The 19,150-nt window shown below is 32.0% G+C and carries 16 protein-coding genes; 2 read left to right on the top strand and 14 right to left on the bottom strand.

Going from position 1 to position 19,150, the window contains the following annotated elements; translation table 11 throughout:
* Window positions 1–3: 3 nt before the first annotated feature.
* Entirely contained in the window at window positions 4–3,738 is a 3,735-nt protein-coding gene (gene rpoB, locus T473_RS0109855) for a DNA-directed RNA polymerase subunit beta (protein WP_024621750.1), read from the bottom strand.
* Window positions 3,739–4,761: 1,023 nt separating this feature from the next.
* Here rpoB and T473_RS0109850 point away from each other — a divergent pair.
* On the top strand, window positions 4,762–5,322 hold the full coding sequence (locus T473_RS0109850; RefSeq protein ID WP_024621749.1) for an LOG family protein: 561 nt from the start codon (window positions 4,762–4,764) through the stop codon (window positions 5,320–5,322).
* Between the two features lie 661 nt (window positions 5,323–5,983).
* On the opposite strand, the gene T473_RS0109845 is transcribed toward T473_RS0109850, so the two are convergent.
* The 5 genes from T473_RS0109845 to T473_RS0109825 all read right to left on the bottom strand — a co-directional run bounded on the left by T473_RS0109845 (window position 5,984) and on the right by T473_RS0109825 (window position 9,912).
* Entirely contained in the window at window positions 5,984–7,189 is a 1,206-nt protein-coding gene (locus tag T473_RS0109845; protein ID WP_024621748.1) for an aminotransferase-like domain-containing protein, read from the bottom strand.
* Window positions 7,190–7,307: 118 nt separating this feature from the next.
* Entirely contained in the window at window positions 7,308–7,496 is a 189-nt protein-coding gene (locus tag T473_RS0109840) for a DUF951 domain-containing protein (protein WP_024621747.1), read from the bottom strand.
* A gap of 20 nt (window positions 7,497–7,516) precedes the next feature.
* Entirely contained in the window at window positions 7,517–7,777 is a 261-nt protein-coding gene (locus T473_RS0109835; protein WP_024621746.1) for a putative Se/S carrier protein, read from the bottom strand.
* 123 nt (window positions 7,778–7,900) lie between these two features.
* Window positions 7,901–8,503, bottom strand: a complete 603-nt coding sequence (yedF, locus tag T473_RS0109830; RefSeq protein ID WP_024621745.1) for a sulfurtransferase-like selenium metabolism protein YedF — start codon at window positions 8,501–8,503, stop codon at window positions 7,901–7,903.
* A 116-nt stretch (window positions 8,504–8,619) separates the two neighbouring features.
* Window positions 8,620–9,912, bottom strand: a complete 1,293-nt coding sequence (locus tag T473_RS0109825; protein ID WP_024621744.1) for a helix-turn-helix transcriptional regulator — start codon at window positions 9,910–9,912, stop codon at window positions 8,620–8,622.
* A gap of 270 nt (window positions 9,913–10,182) precedes the next feature.
* Here T473_RS0109825 and T473_RS0109820 point away from each other — a divergent pair, with 270 nt between their 5' ends.
* The gene (locus T473_RS0109820) at window positions 10,183–10,800 is read left to right on the top strand and encodes a GerMN domain-containing protein (protein WP_024621743.1); all 618 of its coding nucleotides are present in this window, start codon (window positions 10,183–10,185) and stop codon (window positions 10,798–10,800) included.
* A gap of 350 nt (window positions 10,801–11,150) precedes the next feature.
* On the opposite strand, the gene T473_RS0109815 is transcribed toward T473_RS0109820, so the two are convergent.
* The 8 genes from T473_RS0109815 to mnmE all read right to left on the bottom strand — a co-directional run bounded on the left by T473_RS0109815 (window position 11,151) and on the right by mnmE (window position 19,073).
* Window positions 11,151–12,296, bottom strand: coding sequence for an aminotransferase class V-fold PLP-dependent enzyme (locus T473_RS0109815; RefSeq protein ID WP_024621742.1), 1,146 nt, complete (start codon window positions 12,294–12,296; stop codon window positions 11,151–11,153).
* Between the two features lie 31 nt (window positions 12,297–12,327).
* Window positions 12,328–12,474 (bottom strand): hypothetical protein, encoded by a 147-nt coding sequence (locus T473_RS19805; protein ID WP_330369468.1) that lies wholly within the window; start codon window positions 12,472–12,474, stop codon window positions 12,328–12,330.
* The gene (locus tag T473_RS16615; RefSeq protein WP_330369467.1) at window positions 12,465–13,196 is read right to left on the bottom strand and encodes a ParB/RepB/Spo0J family partition protein; all 732 of its coding nucleotides are present in this window, start codon (window positions 13,194–13,196) and stop codon (window positions 12,465–12,467) included. The genes T473_RS19805 and T473_RS16615 overlap by 10 nt, the downstream gene beginning before the upstream one ends.
* Window positions 13,197–13,970 (bottom strand): ParA family protein, encoded by a 774-nt coding sequence (locus T473_RS0109805; RefSeq protein ID WP_024621741.1) that lies wholly within the window; start codon window positions 13,968–13,970, stop codon window positions 13,197–13,199.
* A gap of 137 nt (window positions 13,971–14,107) precedes the next feature.
* Window positions 14,108–14,893 carry a nucleoid occlusion protein gene (gene noc / locus T473_RS0109800; RefSeq protein WP_024621740.1) on the bottom strand — a complete coding sequence of 262 codons (786 nt, stop codon included), beginning with the start codon at window positions 14,891–14,893 and terminating at the stop codon, window positions 14,108–14,110.
* A gap of 146 nt (window positions 14,894–15,039) precedes the next feature.
* Window positions 15,040–15,759: a 16S rRNA (guanine(527)-N(7))-methyltransferase RsmG gene (rsmG, locus tag T473_RS0109795; RefSeq protein WP_024621739.1), complete on the bottom strand. Its 720-nt coding sequence runs from the start codon at window positions 15,757–15,759 to the stop codon at window positions 15,040–15,042.
* The gene (mnmG, locus tag T473_RS0109790) at window positions 15,749–17,647 is read right to left on the bottom strand and encodes a tRNA uridine-5-carboxymethylaminomethyl(34) synthesis enzyme MnmG (protein WP_024621738.1); all 1,899 of its coding nucleotides are present in this window, start codon (window positions 17,645–17,647) and stop codon (window positions 15,749–15,751) included. Before mnmG ends, rsmG begins: the two co-directional genes overlap by 11 nt.
* A gap of 46 nt (window positions 17,648–17,693) precedes the next feature.
* Entirely contained in the window at window positions 17,694–19,073 is a 1,380-nt protein-coding gene (mnmE, locus tag T473_RS0109785; protein WP_024621737.1) for a tRNA uridine-5-carboxymethylaminomethyl(34) synthesis GTPase MnmE, read from the bottom strand.
* Window positions 19,074–19,150 lie beyond the last annotated feature (77 nt).

Here is a 19,150-nt window from a genome sequence, read left to right as displayed (position 1 = left end):
AAATTATACATCAAAGTCCTCATTGTCATAATCTATGACCTTATCATAATCATCTTCTTCAACAAAGCCTTTTAATTCTTCTTCTTCAATTATTTCTTCAGGCTCTTCTTCAGTTTCGTCTTCTGGTTCTCCATCAACATCCTCAATTATATGCGATTCTTCTATCTCTCCCATATTATCTATCATGTCTAACTCAAACTCTTCTATATTAATATCATCTTCATCTAACGACTCTTTAACTTCTATTTCTTGATCTTCATCAGTTAATACTTTTACATCTAAGCATAAACTTTGAAGCTCTTTTATTAGAACCTTGAATGATTCAGGTATTCCTGGCTCTGGAATATTTTCACCTTTCACTATTGCTTCATAAGTTCTAACACGTCCTGAGACATCATCAGACTTAACAGTAAGTATTTCTTGAAGTATGTGAGCAGCTCCATAAGCCTCAAGCGCCCAAACCTCCATCTCTCCGAATCTCTGTCCACCGAATTGTGCTTTACCACCAAGAGGTTGTTGAGTTACTAGAGAGTAAGGTCCTGTACTTCTTGCGTGTAGCTTATCATCAACCAAATGGTGAAGTTTAAGCATGTACATATAACCTACAGTTATCTTGTTGTCAAACGGACTACCTGTTCTACCATCATATAGATCAAGTTTGCCGTTTCTTGGATATCCTGCATCTTCAAGAGCATCCATGATATCAAACTCATTAGCTCCATCAAATACTGATGTAGCAACATACCAACCTAGTTTCTTAGCTGCAAGACCTAAGTGCATCTCAAGAACCTGACCGATATTCATACGTGATGGTATACCTTGTGGATTAAGAACTATATCCATAGGAGTTCCATCCTCCATAAATGGCATATCTTCTTCAGGTAATACTCTAGAGATAACCCCTTTATTACCATGACGACCAGCCATCTTGTCTCCTACTTTTATCTTTCTCTTCTTAGCTATATAACATCTAACAAGTTCATTTACTCCTGGAGATAGATCGTCTCCATTTTCTCTAGTGAATAGTTTAATATCTACTATTATTCCTGACTCACCATGAGGAACAGTTAAAGATGTATCTCTAACTTCTCTTGCCTTCTCACCGAATATAGCTCTTAAAAGTCTTTCTTCGGCAGTAAGCTCAGTCTCTCCTTTTGGAGTAACTTTACCAACTAGTATATCTCCTGAATCAACTTCAGCACCTATTCTGATTATTCCTCTTTCATCTAGGTTCTTAATTGCACTGTCCCCTACATTTGGTATATCTCTAGTGATCTCTTCAGGCCCTAGTTTTGTATCTCTAGCCTCACACTCATATTCTTCTATATGAATTGTAGACAATCTATCTTCTTTAACTAATCTTTCATTTATTAATATGGCATCCTCGTAGTTGTAACCTTCCCATGTCATAAACGCTATAAAGCAGTTTCTTCCAAGAGCAACTTCTCCAAGATCTGTCGCTGGTCCATCAGCTATAACATCTCCTGCTAGAATTTGTTCCCCCTTGTCTACAATAGGAGTTTGATTTACACAAGTACCAGAGTTTGAACGTTTAAATTTAAGAAGATTGTATCTATCTCTGTTTCCATCTTCTCTCTTTATAACTATCTCATCAGCTGTTACTCTCTCAGCTACACCAGGGTTTTTAGCAACAACAACGGCTCCTGAGTCTTTAGCTGCTCTGTACTCTATACCAGTACCAATGATCGGTGCCTCTCTTCTAACTAGCGGCACTGCTTGACGCTGCATGTTTGATCCCATAAGGGCACGGTTGGCGTCATCGTTTTCTAAGAAAGGTATCATTGCAGTCGCAACTGATACAACTTGCTTAGGAGATATATCCATATAATCAACTTTATCTTCAGACACAAGTTCAACAGCACCATTTATAGTTCTACAAACGACTCTACTGTTTACAAATTGATTATCGTCAGTTAGAGTCTCATTTGCTTGGGCTCTAACGAATAAATCTTCTTCATCCGCAGTTAAGTAGTGTATTTCATGAGTAACTGTCTTTGCCTCTTTATCATATTTTCTGTATGGTGACTCGATAAAACCAAATTCATTGATTTTAGCGTAAGTACCAAGTGAGTTTATAAGCCCTATATTTGGCCCCTCTGGAGTCTCTATAGGACACATTCTTCCGTAATGAGAGTGGTGAACATCACGCACCTCAAACCCAGCTCTCTCTCTTGATAGACCACCAGGCCCTAGGGCTGACAATCTTCTCTTATGAGTAAGCTCAGACAGTGGATTTGTTTGATCCATGAACTGAGATAACTGAGAACTACCAAAGAACTCTTTTATTGCAGCTGATACAGGTCTTATGTTAACTAACGCTTGTGGCGTTATAGCTTCCATATCCTGTACAGTCATTCTCTCTTTTATAACTCTTTCCATTCTTGAAAAACCAATTCTAACTTGATTTTGTAACAATTCGCCTACAGATCTTATTCTTCTGTTACCTAGGTGGTCTATATCATCTATATTACCTACATCGTAGAATAAGTTGAATTCGTAATCTATTGAAGCTATTATATCGTCTAACAGTATGTGTTTAGGAACTAATTCTTTTGATCTTAGTTTTAAAGCTTCTTTTATTTCTTCTTCATCTGTATAGCTGTCTAATATTTCTTTAAGAGTTGGATAATGTACCTTCTCTTTGATATTTAATTCATCTATGTCAAATTTAATATGCGATTTGATATCTACGAAATTGTTACCAGTGACCTTAACATTTTTATCCCCATCAAGTAAAATAGTCACCACGTTAATACCTGAATTTTGTATGTCTTTGGCAACCTCATAAGGGATCTTTTCTCCAGCTTTAACGTATACTTCACCTGTTTCTGGATGTATAACATCTTCAGCCGATATTCTGTTCATAATTCTGTAGCATAGAGATAACTTCTTGTTGAATTTATACCTACCTACTTTTGCTAAATCGTATCTCTTTGGATCAAAGAATAATGATTTAAGTAGTGAAGATGCACTTTCAACAGTTGGTGGCTCTCCTGGTCTTAATTTTTTGTAGATTTCAACTAACCCTTCTTCAACAGTACTTGTACTATCTTTCTCAAGAGTAGCGATAAGTCTCTCGTCTTCACCTAATAGATCTATTATCTCAGAGTCCGAACCTATTCCTAGAGCTCTAAGTAATACTGTCACTGGTTGTTTTCTTGTTCTATCAACCCTTACAGATATTACATCGTTAGAGTCAGTTTCATACTCTAACCACGCACCTCTATTTGGAATTACAGTAGAAGATATAAGTCTCTTACCGTTTTTATCTCTCTCGTCTGCATAATATACTCCTGGAGATCTAACCAATTGACTTACTATAACCCTCTCAGCACCATTTATTATGAAAGTACCTTTGTTAGTCATAAGAGGGAAATCTCCCATAAAGACTTCTTGTTCTTTTATTTCTCCGGTTTCCTTATTAATAAGTCTTACCTTAACCTTTAGAGGCGCACAATATGTAGCATCTCTCTCTTTACATTCTTCTATATCGTACTTAGGTTTTTCGTCTAAAGAGTAGTCAACAAATTCCAATATAAGATTTCCAGTGTAATCTTCTATTGGTGATATATCTTCAAATACTTCTTTTAGACCTTCTTTTAAAAACCACTTATAGGAATCCACTTGAATCTCTATAAGATTTGGCACATCAGCTATTTCCTTAATTTTGGAAAAGCTCATTCGCGTTCTTTTACCTATTGTGACAGGATGTGGCATTCACTTTTCACCTCTCATATAATTAAAAATAAAACAAAAGTTCATTCTAACACATCTAATAATTTTATCATATTGTCAAGTACTTTTCAATAAATATTTTATTTTCTTTGTAAAGTATGTCCTTAAATTCTATTTTTACAGTATTTTACACGTATAATAAGTATTATTTACACTTTTACGAATTTAAACCCTATTTTTTTCAAAACATATATATCTTTCAAATTCTTAGCTAATTTTACCTTTTTCTACATTGTACACACGCATGATATCAATGTTTTAATAAAATAATATCCCATATATTTTTAATTTTTCCTTCATTATATATAGCGTTTATATAAATAAAAAGGAAATAAATGTGACTTGTTATATTGATATATATAGCAAATCACATTTATTTCCTTTTTTTAATCTTACTTATATTTACAACCCGTATCTAAAATTCCCCTGGTATTCTCTACCTTTTATCCCCATAATTTGTAGAGTTCCCTAACTTAAACTTATATTTTAATATATCTATATTCTTCCGAATCGTTGTCTAAAATAATATCATAAGTTTCATAAAGTTTTACTATAAATGTTGTGAAATGCTGCTTTTTTGTAGTAAAGTGCGATTTTAAGACCTTTCCAAAAATAATAATCTTTTATTCTAATATAAGGGTCTTTAATATAAATAAGATAGATTCCAATAACTAAAGTATAAGATTTACCACAGGATGACATCTTTTATTTAATAAAGTAATGTCTCAAAAAAGTTCTACAAAGGCTTTTTCATTACCATTTCCTCCGATTTTAGTTACTTTGGCAAATTCTTATTCGAAAGGGCTTTCTTTTGACCATCACTGAAATTACTTCCAACTGTTATTACAGGTGAACAAATCAACATTAATATTTTATTATATTGAGAATAAAAGAAAGGTGTTTTTTATAATATTCTAATAGTGCCTACACTATTCATTTAACATTGTTTTTCAACAGAAAATATGTTACTCTATATCAAACTGCAATCAGAAAGGAATGATAAATATGAATATAGCTGTTTATTGTGGCGCGAATGCAGGAAATAATAACATATATACTGATAATGCTATTGAGTTGGCCAACTGGATTTCTAATAATGATAATACTCTAGTTTACGGAGGGGGTAATGTAGGGCTTATGGGCTTAATTGCAGATAAAGTTTTAGAAAATGGAAGCCCTGTCATTGGAGTAATGCCTAAATTTCTTATAGATAGAGAAATCGCTCATCAAGGTTTAACTGAGCTACATACTGTAGATACAATGCATGAAAGGAAAGCTAAGATGATTTCATTATCTGATTGTTATATAGCACTTCCCGGAGGACCTGGAACTCTTGAAGAGATAACAGAAGTTATTTGTTGGGGAAGACTTGGACAACATTCTAATCCCTGTATACTATTTAATGTAAATGGATATTACGATTTACTTGCTTCTCAGTACGATTTAATGGTATCAGAAGGATTCTTATCTAAATCTGATAGAGAAAAAATACTTTTTACTGATTCATTTGAAGAAATCAGCGACTTTATTGAAAGCTACGAAGCTCCATTAGTTAGGACATATTAAAATAATTTTTAAAAAAGATAGGGCTCTCAATTTTGAAAGTCCTATCTTTTTAGTATCCGAGTATATTTTAATTTAAGTGGTTAATTAAAACTACATCTCTAATAGCTCTATAAGCTAATCAAAAGCACTTTAATTTTCATTTCCACCTACTTTTGTTATATAGCAAACATTTAGATAATAAAACTGATTTTAGTCCATTGCTCAAGTTTTGACCTACAGTAACTACTGGAGAATTATTCTTAGCACCCAATACCCAACAACTAGTGCACCTATTAAATCATCATATTTTACTATTCCGTTTTTAACTACATATGCATTATTTAATTCTTTAGCTGTATAGAAACTCTCTATTATCTTTGCATTAGTTTCGTGTCTATCTGGTCCATCATGTCTTTGTATTATCAGTTAAGTTTCATGTCAAACTCCTTACTTCATTATAATTAAACCTGCCTTCTCATATTTACCTTGTCCAGTTATCCTTATTAAAAAGAAAAATGACTAACATCAACTTATATTTGGATGTAGTCATTTTTCTTTTTAATCTGATAATTTTATAATTTGTTTAGTATTTACTAAAAACAACCTTCTTTAATTATTTAATGTAAAAAAGACATTTTATGTTAATATATTCACATATAATGTCTTTTTTGTTAATCTCTTATTATTTTGTAGCTCCTGCTAATTGCACAGCTTCTCTAAGTACTTCTCCAATACTTTTTATTCCTAGTTTAATCTTATCTTCAGGCATATTAGAGTAGTTAAGTCTAAAAGTATTTTCTCTGCCACCATTTGGGAAGAATCCTCCTCCTGCAACATAGGCAACATTTTTTTCTAGACATTTAGGAAGTATTTCTCTTGCATTTAAATGACTAGGTAATTCAACCCAAGTAAATAATCCTCCCTCAGGATGTGTAAATTCAATGCCTTCAGGGAATTCATCTTGCATAGTTTTTAGCATTACATTTCTACGCTTAACATAAACTTCCTTAATACTTTCGACATGCTTATCTAGGCTGTACATGTCCATAAATTTAGATACTTCCATCTGTGATATAGTAGAAGCCTGTAAGTCTGCACCTTGCTTAGCAAAGTTAAACTTAGAAAGTATTTCCTCAGAAGCACAAGTCCATCCTAATCTGTATCCTGGACAGAATATTTTAGAGAAAGTTCCTAAAAATATTACAAGTCCTTTAGTATCTAGAGCTTTAAGAGAAGGTAATGACTCTCCCTCAAATCTTAATTCTCCGTATGGGTTGTCTTCTAAAACAGGTATTTCATATTTATTTATTATTTCCATAAACTTTTTACGTCTTTCTAAAGACCAAGTTCTTCCTGTAGGATTTTGGAAATCTGGTATTACATAAACCATTTTGACTCTATCAGTTGTAGCTAGTATCTTATCTAATTCTTCCATAATCATTCCCCCACCATCAGTTGGGACATCTATAAAATTAGGTTGATAAGATTTAAAAGCATTGATAGCTCCGATGTACGATGGGCTCTCACATAGTATTACATCACCTTCATCGATGAATACCTTTCCTGCGAAATCAAGTCCCTGTTGTGAACCACTAGTAATTAGTATGTCATCTTTGTCCACATTAGTTTGATTTTTATCATTCATTCTTTGAGCAATTTTCTCCCTTAAAGGTTCATATCCTTCAGTTGTAGTGTACTGCATTGCTGCCCTACCATTTTCCTCTAGAACTGCAACTGAAACTTTCTTCATTTCCTCTACAGGGAACATCTCTGGAGCAGGCATTCCGCCAGCGAAAGATATGATTTGAGGCTGTTGAGTAAGCTTCAAAAGTTCACGAATTTCTGATCCTTTTAATCCTTGCATTCTTTTTGCAAATTGTACTGCCATTTAAAGCACCCCCATGAAAATGCTTCTTCATTTTGAAGAAACTATTTTTCATACAATAGAACACAGCTGATAAAATCTAAATGATTTATATTTTAAGTTATAATTGTATGCTAGATTATTATTCTTTTCTAATTAGCTTTTTAACCCTTTTCTCTAATGTCTCTCTATCCAACATTATGAGTCTAGAACAATTCATACATTTAATTTTTATATCCATACCTATCCTGGTTATTTCAAACTCCTTGCAACCACACGCATGCTGTTTTTTTAATTCTACGATGTCACCTATTTTCAAATCCATCGGCATAGATATTTTACCTCCTACTATTAAATCTCATTTACTTCTTTAGTTCCATCTTCTTTCTTATCTATGTGGTAAATTCCTTTAAAATCAATCTCATTGTCTGTAAGTATTTTTTTTATAATCTCTAAATCATCTTTTAAAAATTTAACAGAAAGCCCACAGCTAGCAGAAATTTCTCTTGGTGTGGGCAACATTGTGATAGTAACTTCGTGCTCTTTTATTAGTTTTTCTGATCTTATAGCATGATGAGTTGAATTAAAGGACACAATATACATTTCTTTCATAATAATTTCCCCTCTGACATTATATTGTTTCCTATAATATTTTATTTTTATATAACCATTTTTAATTATTTCATTTGTTTTAAAATATATTTTTTAATAGGTATATTATACTTAATGGTTTATTTATATTGTTATAGTATTTGATGAATTTTTTAAAGCCTCTACTATGCTGTACATATTTGTCACACTTCCAACTTTAAGTCCATCTTTTAAGTCATAGTAATCTAAACAAGTTCCACATGAAAGGACTTCAACCCCTGCTTCTTCAAGGATTTTAAGATTTCCAATCGTGTCTTCGTTTACTGTACTCAATTTTATACCACCATTTACAAGGAGTATGCTCTTTGGATATGGTTTTGTCTCTGTAAGAGTATAAATGAATCCTTTTATAAGAACTTGTCCTAATTCATCATTTCCCGAGCCCATTGAATCTTTAGTTATAAATATACATCTATTTTCTAAATCATCATTTTCTTCAATAATCGCTTCTGCTAATTCACAAGTTTCTCCATTTTTAGATATCTCTATAGTTATCAAATCTTCCTCATCTTTAACTATATTCGACTCTAAATTTAGGGATTTTGCCAATTTTAGCAAATTCTCTTTTGCCATTTTATTATCTACAGTTGTAATTACAATACCCTCACTTAATTTTTCTAGCTCTTTTTTAGTATTTATAACTGGTTTAGGGCATGCTAACCCTCTAGCATCTACTTCTACTCTCATGTTAAAATCTCCTCTATATTAAAGTTTAAAATACATTTTTCTATACATAATAATAGTATCATATATACAAACTTAGTGTTATAGATTGTATCTATACATGTATAGATGTATCTTTCTTAAATAATTTCGAGATCTTTGTACATATCTAGTCCTTTTTGATAGTATTCAAGTTCTCTATCCTTTGATATATTTGAATATATTTTTCCCATATCTATATACATTCCAGCAAGTACCTTACGATCACCTAGAGACGATACTATATCGATACTCTTTGTTAAGTATTCGACAGATAAGTTAGATTCTCCTTGCTCTCTACAAATATCAGAATATTTTTTTAATACCTTGTATTCACTTATTTTATCTTTGTTTTTTATTGATGCAGCCAATGCAATTTTACAGTATTTTTTTGCAAGCGTATAGTCACTCTTTTGTATATATGCAGAGATTATTTTAAATAAACCTTCCATCATATGATCGCCACCAGAATCTGTTTTTATATCATACGCCCTCTGAGAATACTCTATAACTTTATCTACATTTCCTAGGTGTGTATATACATCTGAAATATTTAAATATACATCAGCAAGTATATTCTTATCATTATCACCTTCTAATAATTTCAATGCCTTTTTAAATAAAATCTTAGACTCTTCTAATTTTCCTAATTTAAATAAATTATTAGCCTTTAGAACTAATAAATCCACTTCGCTATCTACACCATTTCTACAGTCCAATTCATTTACTTTATCTACATAAAATAAAGACTTATTTGGCTTATTTGTTTTTATGTAACATATTGCCATTTTACTGTACAGGTCTTTATAAGTATTGTAATCATCAAATTTATTTTCAGCTATCAATTCCTCAGCGAAATTAAAATGTGTAATTGCAACTCCGTAAAGATTTTGTTTCATATAAACCATGCCTATATTTAAATAACAGTTAAAAATATTAATTTTATCATTCTTTCTTATAAAGAAATATAAAGCCTTTTCAAAATTTACAACCGCCAAATCGTATTGTTCTTGCTTTAATCTAATATTTGCCAATAAAAAACTACATCTACCGTAATTTTCTACTAAATCGTATTTTTTACAAATATCTAATGTCTTACCTATAGTCTCCTCTGCTTCAGCTAATTTTCCTTTATTTATGTAAATTTCAATTTTTAGAATTAGGTTATCAGTCAATTTCTTCGACTGCATCTCTTTATTTTCTAGTAAGTATTCAACGCTAACTCCTAATTTATCACTCAAATATTCCAGTAAGTCATAACTAGTATGAGACTTATCTCTTTCTATATGGCTTATCTGAGCTGCAGTTATTCTATCTCCTGCAAGTTCTTTTAATGTCATGTTTTTTTCTTTTCTTAGTTTTTTTATTTTTTCACCAAGACTTAATATTTCCATATTATAATCACCTCATTGAAGACGTTTTTTATAATATAATTATAACTTATATTATTTTAAAACACTACTTAATTTGATAATATTGTAATTTTTACATATATTTATGAATGTTAAAAGTATATTACAAAAAAATTGACCCCAATTTGTTACATTTTCTTAGATTGATAATTTGTATACATGTATACGTTTACATTTTGTTCCATTTTTGTATTTCATTATACAATTGCTTAGTTTATGATATAATAGATAAAAAGAAAGAGGTGTTAAAACATGTTAAAAAAGAAAGTACTATTAATATTAAGTATACTATCTGTTGCGGTATTTGCATTTGGATGCAGCAACAACAATAGTGAAAATGATCAAACAGACAACAACAATAATTCAAGTGTGGAGGAACCTGCTTCAGATGAAAAAGACGCTGAAGAAGAGGATACTTCAACTAATGAAGATTCTAAAGATAAAGAAACTAGCAAAAACAATACAAGTTCAAAAGGCGCTGAAAATACTGATACTCCTAAAAAAGAAGAGACTAACGCATCAGTGTACACTATAGACTTAGACAATGGTTCACTAGTTAAAAAAGATGTTGCATTGGCTTCAGTAGATGCAAATTCTTTATACAGCGAACTAATCAAACAAAAAATAATACCAAATTCAAGCATTAACTCATTCGAAAAGAAAGACGTTGATGGATCTACAGTAGGGTTATTAGACGTAAGCTCAAGTTTTATGAACAGCAATCTAGGAAGTGATGCAGAAACACTTACTTTAGATGCAGTTGCTAAAACTTTCAAAGAAAATCTTGGTGTAAGCAAAATAAAACTTACAGTCGATGGTAAAAACTACGAAAGCGGTCATACAGTACTAGAAGAAAATGATTATCTGTAGGTACATTGGTGTAAGATACATAAAATAATTGGAAAAATAAAGACGATAGGATTTGGTTGTGAGCTAGCAGTCGAGGCGAGCTAGACATGCACAACCATCTCCTGTCGTCTTTATATCTTTCAGCTATCTTATTTCTTATAGCTTCCTTATATCCATGAATACCTTATCCTTTTTGCTCTTCCACCTTGAGGCGAAAAAAGCATATCTCAATATACTGAATAAATCGGCAAAATCGAGAAAGAGACATATGAGGACGATGGTAAATTGTTGTGTATGTCTAGCTCGTTTCGACTGCTAGCTCACAACAATTATCTATCATTCACATATGTCTCTTTCTCGATTTTGCCGATTTATTCCCTATTTTCAGATATTATTTTCAATGCCTTTATTGCTTTATCTATTTCATATGTTGTATTGAAGTACCCCATACTGAATCTAACTGCCCCCTGCTCTAGTGTTCCAAGTGTAGAGTGCGCTAGCGGTGAACAGTGAATACCCGATCTTGTAGCTATATCAAACTCATTATCTAATATAAATGTTACTTCTCCTGAGTCCATATCCCCTATATTTAGAGCTATAACTGCTGCTCTCTTTTTGCTGTCTTCTGGACCGTATATTTTTATATCTTCTATTTCTCTTAGTTTTTCAAGCATGTAGTCACATAATTCTTCTTCTTGTGCTCTTATTCTATCTGTTCCTTTGTATAATACAAATTTAACACCTTCGTTTAATCCTACTATACCTGGTGTGTTGTGAGTACCTGATTCATATTTATCGGGAAATAATTCTGGTTGAGTTAATTCTTCAGATTTACTTCCTGTTCCGCCCTCTTTTAAAATATTTAGTTTAAGGTCTTCTTTTACATAAAGAACTCCTGTACCTTGTGGTCCAAGTAAACATTTATGTCCAGGCATAGCTAACATGTCAATATTCATCTCTTTTACATCTATGTTGTATACGCCTGCTGTTTGAGAGGCATCTACTAAAAATAAAATTCCATATTTATTTGCTATTTCTCCTACAGTTTTTATATCTATAAGTGTCCCACACACATTTGAAGCATGTGTTGTCACTATAAGTTTTGTATTATCTTTTATTGCTTTTTCTATATCTTCTGGATTTAATACTCCTTCTTTATCACACTGTACTACTGTGTTTTCTACACCTTTACTTTCAAGTGCCTTTATCGGTCTTATAACTGAGTTGTGCTCCATACTCGTAGTAATTACATGGTCGCCGCTTTTTAAAACACCTTTAATTGCTAAGTTTAAAGAATCTGTAGCATTATGAGTAAATACGATTGTCATTGGGTTGTCTACATTAAATAGCTTGGCAATATTTTCTCTTGCATCATAAATTTTTCTAGCAGATTTCATAGCTAATTTGTGACCTGCTCTGCCTGGATTTGCACAGTAATTTTTCATACAATCGTAAACTGCATCGTATACCTCTTCAGGTTTTGGGTACGTAGTAGCTGCATTGTCAAAATAAATCATATCTAAATCCTCCAGTTATATGAATTTAATATTACTCTATTATCATTGATATTATATTGTTTAAGTCCTCATCATTGTAGTACTCTATTTCTATCTTACCTTTTCTTTTTCCCCTAGATATATTAACTTTTGTTCCAAATACATTCATAAGTTTATCTTCTACATCAACTATAAACATATCTTTCTCTTCTTTTGATTTTTTGGCTCTTCTAATTCTTTACCTTCACATATCTTCTTAGCAATTGCTTCAACTTCTCTTACAGATAATTCTTCTTCAACTATTCTGTTTGCTAATTTTATCTGAACATCTTTGTCTGTAATTTTTAAAAGTGCTTTACCGTGACCTGCTGTTATTCTAGCATCGTCTATCATAATTCTTACTTCTTCTGCTAGATTTAACAGTCTTAATGTATTTGTAATATGAGGTCTACTTTTTCCAACTGCTTCTGAGATCTCCTCTTGTGTGACATTGTAATGATCAATTAATCCTTTATATGCCAATGCTTCTTCTATTGAGTTTAAATTCTCTCTTTGAAGGTTCTCTATAAGCGCTATCTCCATTACACTTTTCATCGGGATATCTTTTACTACAACTGGGATATCCTTCTTTTTAGCGAGCTTTGAAGCTCTGTATCTTCTCTCTCCAGCAATAATCATATATTTATTCTCATCGTCTGGCTTTACAACTATAGGTTGAAGAACTCCGTGATTTTTTATCGATTCACTTAGAATTTCTATTTTCTCTTGGTCAAATACTTTTCTAGGCTGAGTATTATTTGGATATATTTTATCTAATTCTATATTAACTATATCTTTATGATTTATTTCTTCATAAGTATCTGGAATAAGTGCACTAAGTCCCTTCCCCAGTCTATTGCTTCTCTTTGTTTTCTTCTCCATCTATATCTCATCCTCCTCTAAAAATATAAACTCTTCTGCTAAATCTAAGTAAGCTAAAGATCCTTTACATCTGCTATCGTAGTAAATCGCAGGCTTACCATGACTCGGTGCCTCTGCTAATCTTACATTTCTAGGGATTAAGCTAGTATATACACTTCCTTTGAAATACTTTTTAACTTCTTCTACAACCTGTATAGACAGATTTGCCCTACCATCGAACATACTAAGCACAACGCCCTGTATTTCTAAATTAGGGTTTAATCTAGACTTAACTAGCTTTATTGTCTCCATCAGCTGACTTACCCCTTCAAGTGCGTAATATTCACACTGTATAGGTATAAGGACACTGTCTACTGATGTAAGAGAGTTTATAGTCAACATGCCTAAAGAAGGTGGGCAATCTATAAATATGTAATCGTAGTTATCTTTCACCCCAGACAGAGCTTTTTTAAGTATAAATTCTCTATCGTCGATTTCTGACAACTCTATTTCAGCACCAGCTAATTCTGTAGCAGATGCCACTATATCTACATTTTCAAACTCTGTAGAAATTATAGCCTCTTTTATATCTGTACCATCTAACATTACTTCGTATATTGTATTTTCTACTTCATTTTTATCAATTCCATATCCACTAGTTGTATTTCCCTGTGGATCTAGGTCTAAAACTAGCACCTTTTTGCCTATTTGTGCAATACTTGCGCTCAAGTTTACATTTGTAGTGGTTTTTCCAACGCCGCCTTTTTGATTAAAAACAGCAATAACTTTTCCCATGGGATTCACCTCTCTATTTGCTTTTGATATTCTATTTATGCTAGATAGTTTAAACTATCTTTTTATTATAAATACTTTATCATAAATACCATTTTAAAGTATTTATAATAAAAAAGATTACTGATACACAGTAATCTCTATTTTTTAGGGATTTTGACAATGACTTCCATGTAATCTCCCTTATCTATCTCATTATATTTGGCTTCAATACCTGTATTAGTTATAGCATCAAAGGCTTGCTTTAAAGTATTTAGGTATATTCTTATACTCATAGCACCTTTTATATTCTGTTTTTTATCTTGATCTGTGTTATCGTTCAAACCTTCTAAAATGTCTTTAATCAGTTTTTCTGTCTTCTTAACTGTTAATTCATTTTTTATTACTTTATCTAAAACTTGTAACATCAGTTCTTCGTTAGGTAACTTAAGAAACGCTCTTGCATGTCTTTCTGTTAAGCTATTTTCTATTAAACTAGATTTTATCTCGTTAGGTAATTTTAGTATTCTAAGTTTGTTGGCTATAGTAGACTGATTTTTTCCTAACTTTTCAGCTAACTGTTGTTGAGTAAAATGGTGTTCTCTTATTAAATTATCATAACCTATAGATTCCTCAATAAAGTTTAGGTCTTCCCTCTGCAAATTTTCTAATAAAGCTAAAACTGCAGATGATTCATCATCCATATTATTAACAATCCCCGGAACAGTTTCTAAGCCCGCAAGCTTTGCAGCTCTAAATCTTCTTTCACCTGCAATCAATTCATATTTATCATCTTTAGCTCGAACTGTTATTGGTTGAAGTATTCCATAAGATTTTATAGAATTACTTAATTCCTCCAATGAAACTTGTGAAAAAACCTTTCTTGGCTGATATGGATTTGGAACTATCTTATCTACAGCTATCTCTATAACTTTTTTTTCTTCCATAACATACCTCTCTTATTTAGATATAAATATATTTCCGTATATAAAGTTAATTTCTTCATCAACTTTGATAAAACCTCTATTTTCATCTATTAAAAATAAATTTAAATATTTCCTGGGAAATGTCAGAGTTTTTTGTTTATTATATACTATAATATAGGATTTTTTGATGGTTTTCCAGCTTTTCTTGGGTATTTAGATGGAGTCTTCATCTTTTTAACAAAAACTAATATATTATGACTTAAATCTATATCTGGTAATACTATATCTATTTTTTCAACGAATTCAACTCCTAAAAGTCTCATAGCATTTTTTGAATCCTCAAGTTCAAGGTCTGCATTTGGACCTTTTAAACATATAAAATAACCTCCGACCTTTACAAAAGGTACGCAAAGCTCTAGTAAAGCAGGAAGCCCAGCAACTGCTCTTGCTGTTGCAACATCGTATTTTTCTCTATACTCTGCATTTTTCCCAAAGTCCTCTGCTCTTCCATGTATATAATTTATATTATTTAAATCTAATTCTTCTCCAACTGTCTGAAGGAAGTTTATTCTTTTATTCAAAGAGTCAAGTAGTGTCAACTCTAAATCTTTTAAACATACTCTTAAAGGTATGCCTGGAAATCCGGCACCCGTTCCAACATCTATAATAGATATACCGTCTTTTATATACCCATTTTTAACTGAAGAAATAGAATCCAAGAAGTGCTTTATAAATACTTCCTTTTCTTCCTCTATTCCAGTTAAATTCATCTTCTGATTCCATTCTACAAGAATTTCTCTGTAGCTATTAAACTTATCTAACATGCTTTCGTCAACTTCTATTCCGAATCCTTCAATCCCAGATTTCAATAAATCCCTATTGTTCATTATTTCCTCCTCTAGACTTTTTCATCTGCTCTAAGTATATAAGAAGTACTGATATATCCGCAGGTGAAACTCCTGATATACGAGATGCTTGTCCTATCGATATAGGTTTTATCCCGTCCAGTTTTTGTCTGGCCTCTATCTTCAGCCCATCAATAGACGAATAATTTAAATTCTCATCTAGCTTTTTATTTTCTAGTTTCTTGAATTGATCTATTTGCTTTAATTGTTTATCTATATAACCTTCATACTTAGTCATAACTTCACATTGATTTTTGACTTCATTTGAAACTTTGAACTCGGGGCCTTTACCTATCATTTCTATAAGAGCATAAGTTACCTCGGGTCTTTTTAAAAATTCATATAGAGATATTCCAACTTTTATAGGTGATGCATTTAATTTTTCTAATTGATCATTTACATCTTTAGGAGTAACCCTTTCTGATTTTAATCTATCAAATTCCTGTTGTACTTGATCTTTTTTATTTAAAAATCTTTGATACCTATCTTCTGTAACTAGTCCAATTTCATATCCTTTTTCTGTAAGCCTCATATCTGCATTATCTTGTCTTAAATACAGTCTGTACTCAGCTCTAGAAGTCATTATTCTGTAAGGCTCGTTAGTTCCTTTTGTAACCAAATCATCCAAAAGAACTCCTATATACGCCTCAGATCTATCTAGTATAAAAGGCTCTTTGCCTTCTATTTTTCTAACCGCGTTAATTCCAGCCATCAGACCTTGTGATGCAGCTTCTTCATAACCAGAAGTACCGTTGAATTGTCCAGCACTAAATAGATTTTCTACGCCCTTTATCTCTAAGTTTATTTTAAGTTGCGTAGGGTCTACACAATCGTACTCTATAGCGTATGCTGGTCTCATTATCTTGCAATTTTCAAATCCTTTTATAGTTCTATACATCTCAACTTGTACTTCATAAGGTAAACTAGTAGATATACCTTGAACGTACATCTCCTTAGTATCAGAACCCTCTGGCTCTATAAATAACTGATGAGATGTTTTATCGCTAAATCTAACTACTTTATCCTCTATTGAGGGGCAATATCTTGCTCCTGTACTATCTATTTCACCACCGTACATAGCCGATCTATTTAAATTATTCATTATTACTTCTTTTGTATTTTCCGTAGTTCTAGTTAAATAACAAGGCTCTTGAATTATTTGTAAGTTATCGCTCATAAAAGAAAATGGCGTTATCTTTTCATCTCCATCTTGAATCTCCATAACAGAGAAATCTATACTATCTCTGTGTACTCTTGCTGGAGTACCAGTTTTAAATCTTCTCATTCTAAGCCCCAAATTGACTAAGCTTTCAGTTAAATTTTTAGCGTATCCAAGTGCATTAGGACCTTCGTTAAACGAAACTTCTCCTATGTGTATTTTTGAGTTTAGATAAACCCCTGTTGCAAGTATTACTGCTTTTGCATAGTACTCACAACCTAGTTTTGTAACTACCCCTTTTACAATATTGTCTTCAGCTATTATATCTACTACTTCATCCATAACTAAATCAATATTAGGTTCATTCTCAAGAGTTCTTTTCATTTCCTCATGGTACTTAAACTTATCCGCCTGTGTTCTAAGTGAATGAACAGCTGGCCCTTTAGCTGTATTCAACATTCTGCTTTGTATAAAAGTCTTATCTATATTTACACCCATCTCTCCTCCGAGTGCGTCTATCTCTTTTACCAATTGACCTTTACCTGTACCTCCTATTGAAGGATTGCATGCAAGTAACGCAATTGAATCTAAAGACATTGTAACCATTAGAGTTTTATAACCCATTCTTGCTGTAGCTAATGAAGCTTCACATCCAGCATGTCCTGCTCCAACTACTACAAAGTCGTATTCTCCTGCTCTATATCTTTTCATTTACGGCTCCTTTCTTTATTCTTAAGTTTCATGAAAAACAGTTTATTTATTTCCCAATGCAGAAGTTGCTGAATATATTATCCAGTAAGTCTTCTGTAACAGTATCTCCATTAATGTATCCTAGGTAATCCCATATATTTTTGAGATCTACCTCTATAAAATCCAGTGGCATATTTTGATAGATTGCATCAAGTGCATCCAACACAGATTTATGTGCTTTAGCCAGTGCATCTCTATGTCTAGTATTGCTTATTACTATATCGGAAGAATTTCTTACCTCGCCTTTATAAACTAGACTTTCTATTTTATCTTCTAATTTTTCTATGCCTTCTTGTTTTAATGCACTTATCTCTATTATACTATTATTTTCTACATAATTACTTATTTTTTCTTCTTCAATTTGTTTTTTTAAATCTGTTTTATTTAATAAAACTACAGTCTTACTCTTATCAATGCTTTCAAGTATTTCCATATCTTCATCTGTAAGTTTCTCAGAATAATCTAGAACCATAATCACTAAATCAGCGCTCGAAAGTGATTTTCTAGATTTTTCTACACCTATTTTCTCGACAACATCTTCCGTCTCTCTTATTCCAGCTGTATCAACTATCTTAATAGGAATTCCTCTCAAGTTTACAAACTCTTCTATAACATCTCTAGTTGTACCAGGTATATCTGTTACAATCGCCCTCTTTTCACCTAAAATCAGGTTTAATAGAGAAGATTTTCCGACATTTGGTTTGCCGATTATTACTGTTTTAAGTCCCTCTCTAAATATCTTTCCACTCTCAGATGAATCAAAAAGCTTTTTGATTTCCTTTTCTAGTTCTTCTGTTTTTTCTTTAAGTGTATTGTAAGTAATAAACTCTATATCTTCTTCTGGGTAATCTATCGCTACTGTAACGTGAGCTAGTAACTCTGTTACCTTATCTCTCAAACTTCTTATCTTATGAGATAGAGCCCCTTCTAATTGCTCCTGAGCTACCTCATGAGACTTGCTAGTTTTAGCATTTATAACATCTATTACTGCTTCTGCCTGAGATAAATCTATTCTTCCATTTAAGAAAGCTCGTTTTGTAAACTCACCAGCTTCAGCAAGTCTTACATCTTTAGACAGTATAAGCTCTAAAATTTTCTTTACAGATATAAAACCACCATGGCAGTTTATCTCTACTACATCTTCTGCTGTATAAGATTTTGGACCTTTCATATAAGCAAGCAGCACTTCATCTATAATTTTATCATTGTCGACAATATTTCCGTATATCAAAGTTCTGTTATTGTACTCGTCTATTCTCTTTCCAGAAACAGACTCAAAAATACTCTGAGCAACCTCCAGAGATTTCTCTCCACTTATTCTAAGTATTCCAATACCACCTTCACCAGGTGCTGTAGCTATTGCAACTATTGTATCATCTATAAACAAGGACATCACCTCTCAATTTATTCATTTCAATTTATTAACTCTTATTATAACCCTAAATATTATATATAATAAATTTA

It is taken from the genome of Clostridioides mangenotii TR (assembly GCF_000498755.1).
Classification (GTDB): domain Bacteria; phylum Bacillota; class Clostridia; order Peptostreptococcales; family Peptostreptococcaceae; genus Metaclostridioides; species Metaclostridioides mangenotii_A.
Note: the sequence above shows the minus strand (reverse complement) of the source record. Positions and strands in the feature narration are given on the sequence as shown.

Bases quoted from the DNA above. Each gene is read 5' to 3' on its own strand.
- T473_RS0109815 (WP_024621742.1), bottom strand. From the start codon at position 12,296: ATGATTTATTTTGACAATGCAGCTACTACGTACCCAAAACCTGAAGAG.
- T473_RS0109805 (WP_024621741.1), bottom strand. From the start codon at position 13,970: ATGGGAAAAGTTATTGCTGTTTTTAATCAAAAAGGCGGCGTTGGAAAA.
- T473_RS19805 (WP_330369468.1), bottom strand. From the start codon at position 12,474: ATGTTTATAGTTGATGTAGAAGATAAACTTATGAATGTATTTGGAACA.
- rsmG (WP_024621739.1), bottom strand. From the start codon at position 15,759: ATGAACAATAGGGATTTATTGAAATCTGGGATTGAAGGATTCGGAATA.
- mnmG (WP_024621738.1), bottom strand. From the start codon at position 17,647: ATGAAAAGATATAGAGCAGGAGAATACGACTTTGTAGTAGTTGGAGCA.
- T473_RS0109840 (WP_024621747.1), bottom strand. From the start codon at position 7,496: ATGCCGATGGATTTGAAAATAGGTGACATCGTAGAATTAAAAAAACAG.
- noc (WP_024621740.1), bottom strand. From the start codon at position 14,893: ATGGAAGAAAAAAAAGTTATAGAGATAGCTGTAGATAAGATAGTTCCA.
- T473_RS0109845 (WP_024621748.1), bottom strand. From the start codon at position 7,189: ATGGCAGTACAATTTGCAAAAAGAATGCAAGGATTAAAAGGATCAGAA.
- rpoB (WP_024621750.1), bottom strand. From the start codon at position 3,738: ATGCCACATCCTGTCACAATAGGTAAAAGAACGCGAATGAGCTTTTCC.
- T473_RS0109835 (WP_024621746.1), bottom strand. From the start codon at position 7,777: ATGAAAGAAATGTATATTGTGTCCTTTAATTCAACTCATCATGCTATA.
- T473_RS0109850 (WP_024621749.1), top strand. From the start codon at position 4,762: ATGAATATAGCTGTTTATTGTGGCGCGAATGCAGGAAATAATAACATA.
- yedF (WP_024621745.1), bottom strand. From the start codon at position 8,503: ATGAGAGTAGAAGTAGATGCTAGAGGGTTAGCATGCCCTAAACCAGTT.
- T473_RS16615 (WP_330369467.1), bottom strand. From the start codon at position 13,196: ATGGAGAAGAAAACAAAGAGAAGCAATAGACTGGGGAAGGGACTTAGT.
- T473_RS0109820 (WP_024621743.1), top strand. From the start codon at position 10,183: ATGTTAAAAAAGAAAGTACTATTAATATTAAGTATACTATCTGTTGCG.
- T473_RS0109825 (WP_024621744.1), bottom strand. From the start codon at position 9,912: ATGGAAATATTAAGTCTTGGTGAAAAAATAAAAAAACTAAGAAAAGAA.